Raw genomic sequence first — 13370 nt, forward strand, 5'->3', positions numbered from 1 at the left:
GGTGGAGCCATGGACGACGACCACGGCCTGAACCCGGACGGAACGATCGCGCGCGAGGGAGCCCTGGACCGCGTACCGGCGGAGTTCGCGCCGGTCGTCACGGCGGCGCGGGCCCGGATCTCGGAGGCGTTCGGCCCGGACCGGCTGCACAGCGCGTATCTGTACGGGAGCGTGCCCCGGGGCACGGCGGTCGCGGGCGTCTCCGACCTGGACGTGCAGCTGGCCCTGCACGGGGAGCCCACGGAGGCGGACCGCGCCGCCGCGCGGGAGGTGGAGGCGGCGCTGGACCGGGAGCTGCCGCAGATCGACGGGGCCGGGATCCTGCTGAGCGGCACGGGGGCGCTGCTCAGCGAGCTGGAACGGCACGACCTGGGTTTCTTCGTGGCCTGCCTGTGCACCCCGCTCCTGGGCCCGGACCTGGCCGCCGAGCTGCCCCCGTACCGCCCCACGTCCCTCCTCGCGCGCGAGACGAACGGGGATCTGGCGCTGCTGCTTCCGGGCTGGCGCGCCCAGCCCGCCGGCCGCGTGCTGGGCCGCAGGGTCGGCCGCCGTCTGGTCCGTACGGGCTTCACCCTGGTCATGCCGCGGTGGGGCGGCTGGACGAGCGACCTCGACCGGTCGGCGGAGGTCTTCGGCGCGTACTACCCGGAGCGGGCGGAGCAGATGCGGCTGGCGGCGGAGGTGGGCCGGTCACCGGCGCCGGATCCGGCGGTCCTGCGGATGCTGATCGAGGACCTGGCGCCGTGGCTCGTGGCCGAGTACACGGCCGTCCACGGGGTGAAGGCCCCGCGCTAGTTGTGCCGGAGGAGGGCCTCGACCAGCCCGGTGCGGGTGTTGGGGAAGTCCATGGGCACGATCCCGAGTCCGGCCTTGCCGGCGAGCTCGGAGCCGTCCAGGAAGCCGTGCACCCAGGGGTTCAGCCGGTCGGAGTTCCAGCGGGGCGGGAGGTACGCGGAGGTGCTGACGAAGTTCACGTAGAGCCGGCCGGGCTGGGAGACGGCGGCGCGGAACTGGGCCTGGATCTTGGGGTACTTGGCGTCGGGCAGGGCGTTCCAGTCGTCCTGGACGGAGAACACGGCGGGGTCGGCCCAGCGGAGCCCGGGAAGTCCGCCGTTGTCGGCGAGGAGCACGACCCGCCCGCGTGCCTCGCCGAGCGGCGGCAGGGTGTCGCCGATCCGGAAGAGGGACCGCCAGCCGCGCCGGTCGAGGTAGTCGTCGAAGATCGCGCGGAAGGTGGCGTCGGACTCCTCGGAGTACTCCTGCTTGACCCGCATGAGGACGGTCTCGGAGGGGTGCGCGGCGAGGAAGTCGCGGCAGGCGACGAGGACGTCCCCGAACATCATGTTCTGGTAGGAGGCGCCGTGGTGGATGGCGAACGACCCTCCGGTCACCCGGCACCGCACGTCCAGGAACCGGATGCCGCTGTCCAGCTGCTGGGCGATGGTGGTGTTCTGGCACTCGCTCCAGGCGCCGCCGAACCGGGCGCCCGAGTCGTGCGTCCCGGGGATGGTGAGCCGCCGCAGGTCGGTGCCGTCCCCGTGCGCCGCCATCCACGCGCGTACGTCCACGGCGGCGGCGTCGGGCGCTCCGACGAGCAGCGCGGCCCCGGCCCCGAGGGCCCCCATGAGTAAGCGTCGTCGCTCCATGACCCGGGACTATGGCAGGTCCACGACAACACTGCCAGAGTGCGTGCGCACGAAGAGGGGGCGGCGCACCGCCCGAGCGGTCCGCCGCCCCCTCTCAGGAGCCACCGGGAGTTACTTGACGACCGTGATCCGGTTCGCGGCCGGGACCGGAAGCGGGTTGGCCGCCGAGGAGTGGGCCGCCAGGTAGGCGTTGAAGACGTCGAGGTCCGAGGCGCCGACCAGCTTGTTGGTGCCGGTGGCCAGGGCGCCGAAGCCGTCGCCGCCGCCCGCGAGGAACTCGTTCATCGCGACGCGGTAGGTCTTCGCCGGGTCGATCGCCTCGCCGTTCAGCTTGATCGTGCCGTCGACCACGCGGTCCGCGCCGGTCTTCGTCATGTCGAGCGTGTAGGTGAGGCCCTTGGAGACCTGGAGGATCTTGACCGAGTTCAGGTTCGAGCCGCTGACCTGCTGCTTCAGCGCGGTGATGAGGTTCGCGCCGGACAGGTCGACCACGTTCATCATGTTGGTGAAGGGCTGCACGGTGAAGGACTCGCCGTACGTCACCACACCGTCGCCCTCGGCGCCGGAGGCCTTGTAGACGAGGTCGGCGCGGATGCCGCCCGGGTTCATCAGGGCAAGCTGCGCGCCACCCTTGTCCGCCGGGGCCAGGCCCTCCAGCTGCGCGTCGGCGATCACGTCGCCGAGCGGCTTCTCGTACGCCGCGGAGCCGCGGCCGTTGATGTCCGCGGCGATCCAGCCCTGCGGGCGGTTGGCGATCGGGGCCGCGAGGTCCTTCCAGTCGGCGATCAGCTCGCTGATGTCGTCGGCCTTCGGCACGTCACGGGTGACGACGTGGTTGGCCGAGGCGACCGCCGTGCGCACGATGTCCTTGGTGGCACGGTCGTAGGTCAGCGTCGTGTCCGTGTACAGCTTGCCGAACGAGGACGCCGAGGTGACCAGGCGCGGCTTGCCCTCCGGGTCCGGGATGCTGCACACGTACGCCTGGTGCGTGTGGCCCGTGACCAGCGCGTCGACCTGCGGGGAGACGTTCTTCGCGATGTCGACGATCGCGCCGGAGACGCCCTCGCCCTCACCGTCGCCGTCACCGTCGCAGTTGTAGTTGACCGACGACGAGGCCGGCATGCCGCCCTCGTGGACCAGGGCGACGATGGACTTGACGCCCTTGCGCTCCAGGATCTTCGTGTACTTGTTGATCGTCTCGACCTCGTCGCCGAACTTGAGGCCCTTGACGCCCTCGGCGGTGACGACGTTCGGGGTGCCCTCCAGCGTCACGCCGATGAAGCCGATCTTGACGCCGTCCTTCTCCCAGACGAAGTACGGGTCGAGGATCGGCTTGCCGGTCTTCTCGTTCGTCACGTTGGCGGCGAGGTACGGGAAGTCCGCGCCCCCGAAGGGCTCGAAGCCCTTCTCCGCGCCGAAACAGCCGGCGGTCGGGTGACAGCCGCCGTACTGCATGCGGGCCAGCTCGGCCGCGCCCTCGTCGAACTCGTGGTTGCCCACCGAGGTGACGTCGAGGTCGAGGGCGTTGAGCGCGTGGATGGTCGGCTCGTCGTGGAAGAGACCCGTCATGAGCGGCGAAGCGCCGATCATGTCGCCGGCCGCCGCCGTGATGGAGTAACGGTTCCCCTCACGCGCCTGGCGCAGGTGCGTCGCCAGGTACTCGACACCACCGGCGTCGATCTTCTCGGTGGTGCCGTCCTCCTTGGTCCGGGTGACCTGCCCGGACGAACCGGCCGGCGGCTCCAGGTTGCCGTGCAGGTCGTTGAAGGACAGCAGCTGGACGTCGACCATCCGGCCCCAGCCCTTGCCGTTCGTCCCCTGCCCGGCGGCGTACGTGTCCTCGGCCGCACCGGCCGACGGCATCGCGGCGACGAGCGCCCCTACGGTCGCAAGCCCCGCACCGGCGGCGAGAATTCGCCGTGCCGTCTTGTTCTTCCTCGGTGTCGCTGCCATCTCTCCCCTAGTCCCCTTGCCCCGTTACGCGGCCTTGATCTACTCCCCCGTTGCGCGTGCAGCCTAGAGTCAACGCGCGTAGCGCAACAGGGGGGAGTGGGTTACAAGACAGTTGCCCTTGACTGACGGAGTGTCGCCGTAGGCTCGTAACCATGACTTCCGACACGGCGCCGGCCCTCGAACCGGGACGGCAGATCCACACGTATGACGAGCTCACGCCCGAGCAGATCCAGGACGTACTGGAGCTGCTCGAGGCCGCCGACCACGCCGACGGCCTGCATGCCGTGTCCGAGCAGGGGCGGCTGTACCTGCGGCACGGCCGGCGCGAGGGCGTGCGCCACTTCCTTCTCACCGTCGGCTCCCGCCTCTACGGCTACGCGCAGCTGGAGGAGACCGATCCGATCGAGGCCCCGGCCGCCGAGCTGGTCGTCCACCCCTCCCACCGGGGCCGCGGCCACGGCCGGGCGCTCGGCACCGCCCTGCTGACGGCCTCCGGCAAGCGGCTGCGCGTCTGGGCGCACGGCGGCAAGTCGGCGGCCCGGCACCTCGCCCAGGTCCTCGGTCTGACGCTCTTCCGCGAGCTGCGCCAGCTGCGCCGGCCCCTGGTGCCGCTGGACATTCCGGAGCCGGTGCTGCCGGAGGGCGTCACCGTACGGACCTTCACGCCCGGCGTCGACGACGCGGCCTGGCTCGCCGTCAACGCCGCCGCGTTCGCGCACCACCCGGAGCAGGGCTCGCTCACCCAGCGGGACCTGGACGACCGGATGGCCGAGCCGTGGTTCGACCCGAAGGGCTTCTTCCTCGCGGAGAAGGACGGGAAGGTGATCGGCTTCCACTGGACGAAGACGCACGCCGAGGAGCAGCTCGGCGAGGTGTACGTGGTGGGCATCCTGCCGGAGGCCCAGGGCGGCGGCCTCGGCAAGGCGCTGACGGCGATCGGTCTGCGGCACCTGGCGGCGCAGGGCCTGCCGACGGCGATGCTGTACGTGGACGCGGACAACACGGCGGCGGTGCGGGTCTACGAGGGGATGGGGTTCACGACGCACGAGGTGGACCTGATGTACCGCACGGAGTCCTAAGTCCTTCCGGGAAGGGGGCGGTTGACACCGCCCCCTTCTTTCCACCACCCTTTCACTACTTGATTAGTGAAAGGGTGGTGGAAGCGATCGTGGTCGAGTACCGCATCGACCGGCGCAGTGGCGTCGCCACCTACCTCCAGATCGTCCAGCAGACGAAACAGGCCCTCCGGATGGGCCTCCTGGAGCCCGGCGACCGACTGCCCACCGCACGCGAGGTCGTCGAAGCGACGGCCATCAACCCCAACACGGTCCTCAAGGCCTACCGCGAGCTCGAACGCGAGGGCCTCGTCGAGGCCCGCCGCGGCCTCGGCACCTTCGTCCGCGCCACCCTCGGCACCGGCCCCGCCGACTCGCCGCTGCGCGGCGAACTCGCCGACTGGGCCCGCCGGGCACGCGCCGAGGGACTGGAGCGGGAGGACGTGGCCGCGCTCTTCACATCCGTACTGAAGGAACACTTCGAGGGGGACGAATGACCGACCCGGTCATCGAGGCCAGGGGCCTCGGCATGCACTACCGACGGCGCCGCGGGGGATGGGCCCTGCGGGGATGCGACTTCGCCGTCCCCGCCGGCCGGATCTGCGCCCTCGTCGGCCCCAACGGCGCCGGCAAGTCCACCCTCCTCGCCCTCGCCGCCGGCCTGCTCCGCCCCACCGAGGGCACGATCCAGGCCCCGGCCCGCGAGCACCTCGCCTACGTCGCCCAGGACAAGCCGCTCCACCCCCGGCTCAGCGTCGCCGACACCCTCCGCATGGGCCGCGAGCTCAACCCGGGCCGCTGGGACGAGGCCGTCGCCGCGCGAGTGATCGCCGACCAGCTCGATCCCCGCGCGCTCGTACGCGAACTCTCCGGCGGCCAGCGCACCCGCGTCGCCCTCGCGCTCGCCCTCGGCAAGCGGCCCGAACTGCTGCTCCTCGACGAGCCGATGGCCGATCTCGACCCGCTCGCCCGCCACCAGCTGATGGGCCTGCTCATGGCCGAGGCCGCCGAACACGGCGCCACCGTCGTCATGTCCTCGCACATCCTCACCGAGCTGGAGGGCGCCTGCGACCACCTCCTCCTGCTCCACGGCGGCAGGGTCCGCCTCGACGGCTCCGTCGAGGAACTCCTCTCCGCCCACACCCTGCTCACCGGCCCCATCGCCGACCTCGCCCCGCACACGGTCGTCGAGTCCCGCACGACGGGCCGCCAGCTCACCGCGCTGGTGCGCCACCAGGGCCCCGTCGAAGGCCCGTGGGACACCACGGAACCCTCCCTGGAGGACCTGCTCCTGGCCCACCTCCGCACCACCGAAGTCACCACCGAAGTCACCCCGGAAGTCACCACCGAAGGAGCCCCGGCATGAGCGACATCGCCCTGAAGGGCGCCTACTGGGTGACGGTCCGCCAGTACCGCCGGACGCTGTGGCTGGCGGCCGCGGCCGTGGTCGTGTCGCTGGCGGTGATCGGCGGGCTGCGGATCTGGGACGCGCAGACCCCCGACCGGTACTACGAGGACGGCACGCGGTACTTCGCCGACGACAACCGCGGCTACGAGGTGCTGCGCCTCGCCGTCGAGTACGGCGGCGTGTACCTGCTCCTGCTGCCGCTGCTCGCCGGCGTCTTCGTCGCGGGCCCGCTCGTCGCCCGCGAGTTCGAGTCGGGGACGTACAAGCTCTCCCTCACCCAGTCGGTGACGCCGGCGGCCTGGCTCCGCGCCAAGCTCCTCTCCACGACCGCCGCCGCCGTCCTCACCCTGATCGCCCTCCTGGGCGTCTACCGGATCGGCTGGAGCCGCGTCGGCGGCAGCTGGAACCTCACCTGGGCCGACCGCGGCCCGTACGAGGCGACCGGCATCGTCCTCTTCGCGTACCTGCTCGCCGCCGTCGCCGTCGGCGCGCTCGTCGGCCAGCTGATCCGCCGCACCCTCCTCGCCATGTCCGTCACCGGTCTGGTCATGGGCGTGGTCGTCTTCGTCCTCGGCTCGTTCCGCTGGGACTTCCTGCCGGTGAAGACGATCACCGGACCGGCCGGCCCCACGCTGTGGACACCGGAGAACGGCCTGGTGATGGACACCGGACTGCTCACCTCCACCGGCGCCCGCTTCGACCAGAACATCTGCTGGGACGAGGTGGACAGGACCCCCGGCCTGGACGGCATGGAGGACGGCGGCATGAACCTGTTCGACCGCTGCCTCACCCGGCACCACGTCACCGGCCAGTACACCGACTACCACCCCGGGTCCCATTACTGGCCCACCCAGCTCATCGAGACCGGCATCCTCCTCGCCCTCGCCGCCCTCGCGGCCTTCGCCGCCTTCCGCGTCCTGCGCGCCCGGCACCCCTAGGACCCCCCGGAAACCCCCGGTGGCGGGGCCCGACAAGGGCCCCGCCACCGATTCCCGTACGACATGTCGTCGTTACCGGCCATTCAGACGCGCTTGCGACGCTCACGCAATGAAGCGCTCCGTGTCCGCTCTCCCCAAAGGGAGACTTCCCTCCCCCACGGCCCGCTCCGACGCGCCCGACCACCCCTTCGCGCGGAAGAATGGGGCCATGAGCCAGCAGCCCGCCGAGGTCCCGGTCCAGTCCTCCGCCACGCCGTCCGCCCCGTCGAACGCAAAGGCGTCCGGAGCGCCCTCCGCCGCGTCCCCCTTCGGTTCCATAACCGCACGCCGCGCGCACGTGGTGAACGGGGCCGTCGTCACCGACATCGACCCCGACCTCGACGCGGATCCCGACACCTACCAGGACGACGGCGCGCTCGGCGACGAGCTGCCGCAGGGGCGTTTCCTCGACCGTGAGCGCAGCTGGCTCGCCTTCAACGAGCGCGTCCTCGAACTCGCCGAGGACCCCACGACCCCCCTCCTCGAACGGGCGAACTTCCTCGCGATCTTCGCCTCGAACCTCGACGAGTTCTTCATGGTCCGGGTCGCCGGCCTCAAGCGCCGCATCGCCACCGGCGTCGCCACCCGCTCCGCCTCCGGCCTCCAGCCCCGCGAGGTCCTCGACCTGATCTGGACGCGCTCGCGCGAGCTCATGGCCCGGCACGCCGCCTGCTACCAGCAGGACGTCGCCCCGGCCCTCGCCGACGAGGGCATCCACCTGATCCGCTGGCCCGAGCTCACCGAGAAGGAGCAGGCCCGGCTCTTCACCCTCTTCCGGCAGCAGATCTTCCCGGTCCTCACGCCGCTGGCCGTGGACCCGGCGCACCCCTTCCCGTACATCTCCGGCCTGAGCCTCAACCTCGCCGTGGTCGTACGCAACCCGGTCAGCGGCCACCGCCACTTCGCGCGCGTCAAGGTGCCGCCGCTGCTCTCCCGCTTCCTGGAGGCCTCCCCGCAGCGGTACGTCCCCCTGGAGGACGTGATCGCGGCGCACCTGGAGGAGCTGTTCCCCGGCATGGAGGTGCTGGCGCACCACATGTTCCGGGTGACCAGGAACGAGGACCTGGAGGTCGAGGAGGACGACGCGGAGAACCTGCTCCAGGCCCTGGAGAAGGAGCTCATGCGGCGCCGCTTCGGGCCCCCGGTGCGCCTGGAGGTCGAGGAGTCCATCGACCCGTACGTCCTCGACCTGCTGGTCCGCGAGCTGAAGATCTCCGACGCCGAGGTCTACCCGCTGCCCGGCCCGCTCGACCTCACCGGGCTCTTCGGGATCGCCGGGCAGGACCGGCCCGAGCTGAAGTACCCGAAGTTCGTCGCCGGCACCCACCGCGACCTCGCCGAGGTCGAGTCGGCGTCCGCGCCCGACATCTTCGCGGCGCTGCGCGAGCGGGACGTGCTCCTGCACCACCCGTACGACTCCTTCTCCACCTCCGTCCAGGCCTTCCTGGAGCAGGCGGCGGCCGACCCGGACGTCCTCGCGATCAAGCAGACGCTGTACCGGACCTCCGGCGACTCCCCCATAGTCGACGCCCTCATCGACGCCGCCGAGTCCGGCAAGCAGGTCCTCGTCCTCGTCGAGATCAAGGCCCGCTTCGACGAGCAGGCCAACATCAAGTGGGCGCGGAAGCTGGAGGAGGCCGGCTGCCACGTCGTGTACGGCCTGGTGGGCCTCAAGACCCACTGCAAGCTCTCCCTGGTCGTACGGCAGGAGGGCGAGCTGCTCCGCCGGTACTCGCACGTCGGCACCGGCAACTACCACCCGAAGACCGCCCGGCTCTACGAGGACCTGGGCCTGCTCACCGCCGACCCGCAGGTCGGCGCGGACCTCTCCGACCTGTTCAACCGGCTCTCCGGCTACTCCCGCCGCGAGACGTACCGGCGCCTGCTCACGGCACCGAAGTCACTGCGCGACGGCCTGGTCTCCCGGATCACCAAGGAGATCGCGCACCACAAGGCCGGGCGGCCCGCGTACGTCCGCATCAAGGTCAACTCGATGGTCGACGAAGCGGTCATCGACGCCTGCTACCAGGCCTCGCGGGCGGGCGTCCCGGTCGACATCTGGGTCCGCGGCATCTGCGCCGTACGCCCCGGCGTCACCGGCCTCTCGGAGAACATCCGGGTCCGCTCGATCCTCGGCCGCTTCCTGGAGCACTCCCGGGTCTTCGCCTTCGGCAACGGCGGCGAACCCGAGGTCTGGCTCGGCAGCGCCGACATGATGCACCGCAACCTGGACCGCCGGATCGAGGCCCTCGTACGGGTCTCCGACCCGGCGCACCGGGCAGCGCTCACCCGGCTCCTGGAGACCGGGATGTCCGACACCACCTCCTCCTGGCACCTCGGCCCCGACGGGAACTGGACGCGGCACGCGACCGACCCCGAGGGCCGGCCCCTGCGGCACGTCCAGGAGATGCTCATCGACGCGCGGAGGCGCCGGCGTGCACAACCCTGACCACTCCTCGCAGGACGTCACGGCGGGCGAGGTCCTCGCCCCCTACCTGCACGCCCGGGCCGCGGACTTCCTCCGCGGCCTGCGGCTGCACCGCGAGAGCGGCTCCGACACGGCCGGGGCGGAGGAGGCCGCCCGTACGCTGCGGGGCGCGGCCCGCCGGATCGGCGGCACCCTCCACACCTTCCGGCCGCTGCTCGACTCGGCCTGGGCCGACCAGCTGCGCACGGAGCTCGCCTGGCTCTCGGGGACCCTGGCCCTGGAGCAGGCCTGTACGTCCCGGCTCGTCCGCCTGGTGGACGCCCTGTCCCGCCTGTCGAGCGGCGGGGGCCCGGTGCCGGCGGCGCGCGGTGCGGAGAGTACGGGCCTGACGGTCGGCGCGGCCCGGGCGGGCGCCCTCCTCGAACGCCAGCTGACCCTGGCCCGTACGCGCGCCCACTCGGCCTCCCTCCAGGCGCTCGGCTCCGCCCGCTTCCACGCGGTCGCGGACGCCGTCGCCCTGCTCGCCTCCGAGGTGCCGCTCGGTCCCGCGGGCGCGGCCCCGGCCGTCGAGGTCATCGACGCCCCCGCCGAGCTCGCCGAGCGGCGCCTGCTCGACGCGGTGGCGGCGCTGCCCCTGACGCGGGCCGCCCACCCGTACAACGCGGACGCCCTCGCGCTCGCCGCCGCCGAGAGCCAGGACGCGCCCTGGCACCAGACGCGACTCCTGCTGCGGCTGCACCGGTACGCCACGGAGGCCCTGCACACGGGCGGCGAACCCGACCCGGTCCTGTACGAGGCGGCCAGGGCGCTGGACGCGCACCGCGACGCGGCGGAGGCGGCTTCCGCGGCGGCCGCCGCCGCCCGTACCCCCCGAATCGCCCCGGCGACGGCCTACGCCCTGGGCGTCCTCCATGCCGACCAGCGCCACGAGGTGGAGGCGGCCCGCTTCGCCTTCCAGCACGCGTGGCACCGCACGACGGCCCCGGTCCCATGACCACGTCGATCCTCGCGGCGGGCTGCGTCCTGTGGCGCCCGGCGAATTCCGGCCAGGGCATCGAGATCGCCCTGGTCCACCGTCCGAAGTGGGACGACTGGTCGCACCCCAAGGGCAAGCGGAAGCGCGGCGAGACGGCGGAGGCGTGCGCGGTGCGCGAGGTCCTGGAGGAGACGGGCCGCCGCTGCGAACTGGGCCCCCGCCTGCCGACGGTCCACTACACGGTGGACGGCCGGCCCAAGGAGGTCGAGTACTGGGCGGCCCGGGCGCTGGACGGCGGCTTCGTCCCCACGCGCGAGATCGACGCCCTCGTGTGGCTCCCCCCGGCCGCGGCCCGCCACCGCCTCACCCAACCGAGAGACCGCACCCTCCTGGACATGGCAGTCCCCACCACCCACCACTGACCCACGCCCGCGCGGGCGGTGCCCACGCCCCGTGTGGGCGGCGCCCCGCTGCCCGTGTGGGCAATCCGTCCCGCAGGGCGGGACGGGTGGGCACACGGGACGGCGCCCTCAGCGGCGCCTCCGCGTTCCGCGCCTGGACCCGCGCCCCGAGCGGCGGCGCACAACGTGATGCGGGTCAGGGCGCGTAAGCCTCTGGCGCCGGCAAGGGCGCCGTCCGTTGTGCCCACCCTCCCCCAAGCTCTCGGCTTCGCTCGAGCAGGGGGGACCCCCATCGCCCCGGCGGAACGCATGCCCACAACGGGGGGGGGTACCACCCCGGCGGAACGCATGCCCACAACGCGGGTGGGCACTGCCCCCGCGGGGCGCATGCCCACAGCGCGGGACGCCCGCCCGCAACGGGGCCGTACCGTTGTCTCCCGTGACCCCCACCGGCCCCGCCACCGCCCGTCTCCGCGACTGGTTCCGCGCGCACCCGCTCGCCTTCGACGCGGTCATCGCCGCCGGCGCGCTCGTCGCCATGGTCGCCGGGTCCTTCACCGACCCGCACGGCAGCCCGGACGGGCCGACGTTCGGGGATCACCGCCCCGACGCGTGGAGCGTGCTGATCATGATCACGGGGGCGGCCGCACTGGTGATGCGTCGCCGCAACCCCTTCGCGGTGCTCGCGTTCACCGTCACCATCAGCCTCTTCGAGCTGGTCAACGACAGCCGCCCCGCCCCCATCGCGATGAGCGCGGTCGTCGCGCTCTACACGGTCGCCTCCCGCACCGACCGCCCCACCACCTGGCGGGTCGGCCTCGTCACGATGGCGGTGCTGACCGCCGCGGCCATGATCTTCGGGCCGACCCACTGGTACGCGCAGGAGAACCTCGGCGTCTTCGCCTGGACCGGCATGGCCGCGGCCGCCGGGGACGCCGTCCGCAGCCGCCGGGCCTTCGTCGACGCGATCCGGGAGCGCGCCGAGCGCGCCGAGCGGACCCGTGAGGAGGAGGCGGGGCGCCGGGTCGCCGAGGAGCGGCTGCGGATCGCCCGCGACCTCCACGACGTCGTCGCCCACCACATCGCCCTGGTGAACGTGCAGGCCGGCGTCGCCGCCCACGTCATGGACAAGCGCCCCGACCAGGCGAAGGAGGCCCTCGCGCACGTCCGCGAGGCCAGCCGTTCCGCCCTGGACGAGCTGCGCGCCACCGTCGGCCTGCTGCGCCAGTCCGGCGACCCGGAGGCCCCCACCGAGCCCGCACCCGGCCTCGCCGTCCTCGACGGGCTGCTCGACAGCTTCCGCAAGGCCGGCCTCCCGGTCGCCCTGGCCCGCGCCGACGAGGGCCTGACGCTGCCCGCGACCGTCGACCTCGCCGCGTACCGGATCGTGCAGGAGGCACTGACGAACGTCCGCAAGCACGCGGGACCGGAAGCGAAGGCCGAGGTGAGCATCGTCCGGGTGGGCCGTACGGTCGAGATCACCGTCCTCGACAACGGCACGCCCAGGACCGTCCCGCCCCAGGCCGTCGAGCAGCCCCCGGTCGGCGGCCACGGACTGCTCGGCATGCGGGAGCGGGTCGGCGCGCTCGGCGGCACCCTCACCGCCGCCCCCCGCTACGGCGGCGGCTTCCGCGTCCAGGCGATACTGCCGGTGACGTGCCGCACGGGGGAGGACCGCACATGACGATCCGGGTACTGCTCGCCGACGACCAGGCCCTGCTCCGCAGCGCCTTCAAGGTCCTGGTCGACTCCGAGCCCGACATGGAGGTCGTCGGGGAGGCTCCCGACGGCGCCGAGGCGGTCACGCTCGCCCGGGCCACCCGGCCCGACGTCGTCCTCATGGACATCCGGATGCCGGGCACCGACGGTCTCGCCGCCACCCGGATGATCACCGCCGATCCCGAACTCGCCGACGTACGCATCGTCATGCTGACCACCTTCGAGGTCGACGAGTACGTCGTGCAGTCGCTGCGCGCCGGCGCCTCCGGCTTCCTCGGCAAGGGCGCGGAACCGGAGGAGCTCCTCGGCGCGATCCGTATCGCGCACGCCGGGGAGGCGCTGCTCTCCCCGGCCGCCACCAAGGGCCTGATCGCCACCTTCCTCGCGCAGGGTCCCGGCGCGGAGCCCGTCGGCGAGGGCGCCGGGGCGCGCTCCGAGCGGCTCGCCGCGCTGACCGCCCGGGAGCGGGAGGTCCTCGTCCTCGTCGCGGGCGGACTCTCCAACGACGAGATCGCCGAGCGGCTCGACGTCAGCCCGCTCACCGTGAAGACGCATGTCAACCGGACCATGGCCAAGCTCGGCGCCCGCGACCGGGCGCAGCTGGTGGTCACGGCCTACGAGTCGGGGCTCGTACGCCCAAGGGTGGAGTGACCCCGGGGGCGGGCGTACTCCAGACGCGGTATGCGCGGCATAAGGAATTGGGCCCCGGGGCCGAGGATCGGGCCCTTCCCGTGGCTGATCGTATAAGCGGACACCCCTGGGGACCCCTGAGGGTGTCCGGCCGCCGAGTACGCCACAGAAGAGAGT

The 13370-nt window shown here is 72.6% G+C and carries 12 protein-coding genes; 10 read left to right on the plus strand and 2 right to left on the minus strand.

Translation table 11 applies throughout. The annotated features are described in order from the left end of the window. Positions 1-9: 9 nt before the first annotated feature. Complete coding sequence (locus ABT041_RS07355; RefSeq protein ID WP_351180423.1) at positions 10-795, plus strand: nucleotidyltransferase domain-containing protein; 786 nt, start codon at positions 10-12, stop codon at positions 793-795. Here ABT041_RS07355 and ABT041_RS07360 read toward each other — a convergent pair. Next, positions 792-1646 carry a phosphatidylinositol-specific phospholipase C gene (locus tag ABT041_RS07360; RefSeq protein ID WP_502976401.1) on the minus strand — a complete coding sequence of 285 codons (855 nt, stop codon included), beginning with the start codon at positions 1644-1646 and terminating at the stop codon, positions 792-794. The genes ABT041_RS07355 and ABT041_RS07360 overlap by 4 nt on opposite strands. 111 nt (positions 1647-1757) lie before the next feature. Next, positions 1758-3599 carry a bifunctional metallophosphatase/5'-nucleotidase gene (locus ABT041_RS07365; RefSeq protein ID WP_351180426.1) on the minus strand — a complete coding sequence of 614 codons (1842 nt, stop codon included), beginning with the start codon at positions 3597-3599 and terminating at the stop codon, positions 1758-1760. A gap of 152 nt (positions 3600-3751) precedes the next feature. Between ABT041_RS07365 and mshD the strand changes: the two genes are divergently transcribed. The 9 genes from mshD (at position 3752) to ABT041_RS07410 (ending at position 13214) form a co-directional block, all read left to right on the plus strand. Next, positions 3752-4678, plus strand: coding sequence for a mycothiol synthase (gene mshD / locus ABT041_RS07370; RefSeq protein WP_351180429.1), 927 nt, complete (start codon positions 3752-3754; stop codon positions 4676-4678). 89 nt (positions 4679-4767) lie between these two features. Beyond that, positions 4768-5151, plus strand: coding sequence for a GntR family transcriptional regulator (locus tag ABT041_RS07375; RefSeq protein WP_351181040.1), 384 nt, complete (start codon positions 4768-4770; stop codon positions 5149-5151). Next, positions 5148-6020, plus strand: coding sequence for an ABC transporter ATP-binding protein (locus tag ABT041_RS07380; RefSeq protein WP_351180432.1), 873 nt, complete (start codon positions 5148-5150; stop codon positions 6018-6020). The genes ABT041_RS07375 and ABT041_RS07380 overlap by 4 nt, the downstream gene beginning before the upstream one ends. Beyond that, the gene (locus ABT041_RS07385) at positions 6017-7000 is read left to right on the plus strand and encodes an ABC transporter permease (protein WP_351180435.1); all 984 of its coding nucleotides are present in this window, start codon (positions 6017-6019) and stop codon (positions 6998-7000) included. The genes ABT041_RS07380 and ABT041_RS07385 overlap by 4 nt, the downstream gene beginning before the upstream one ends. Positions 7001-7208: 208 nt before the next feature. Further along, a complete protein-coding gene (locus tag ABT041_RS07390; protein ID WP_351180438.1) occupies positions 7209-9488 on the plus strand; it encodes an RNA degradosome polyphosphate kinase in 2280 nt (759 codons plus the stop codon). Next, on the plus strand, positions 9475-10461 hold the full coding sequence (locus tag ABT041_RS07395) for a CHAD domain-containing protein (RefSeq protein ID WP_351180441.1): 987 nt from the start codon (positions 9475-9477) through the stop codon (positions 10459-10461). The genes ABT041_RS07390 and ABT041_RS07395 overlap by 14 nt, the downstream gene beginning before the upstream one ends. Further along, complete coding sequence (locus tag ABT041_RS07400) at positions 10458-10865, plus strand: NUDIX hydrolase (RefSeq protein ID WP_351180444.1); 408 nt, start codon at positions 10458-10460, stop codon at positions 10863-10865. Before ABT041_RS07395 ends, ABT041_RS07400 begins: the two co-directional genes overlap by 4 nt. A gap of 418 nt (positions 10866-11283) precedes the next feature. Next, a complete protein-coding gene (locus tag ABT041_RS07405; RefSeq protein ID WP_351180447.1) occupies positions 11284-12528 on the plus strand; it encodes a sensor histidine kinase in 1245 nt (414 codons plus the stop codon). Then, positions 12525-13214, plus strand: coding sequence for a response regulator (locus ABT041_RS07410; RefSeq protein WP_351180450.1), 690 nt, complete (start codon positions 12525-12527; stop codon positions 13212-13214). Before ABT041_RS07405 ends, ABT041_RS07410 begins: the two co-directional genes overlap by 4 nt. The last annotated feature ends 156 nt before the right edge of the window (positions 13215-13370 follow it).

Origin of the sequence: Streptomyces sp. NPDC002825 (assembly GCF_040295385.1) — a bacterium.
GTDB lineage: Bacteria > Actinomycetota > Actinomycetes > Streptomycetales > Streptomycetaceae > Streptomyces.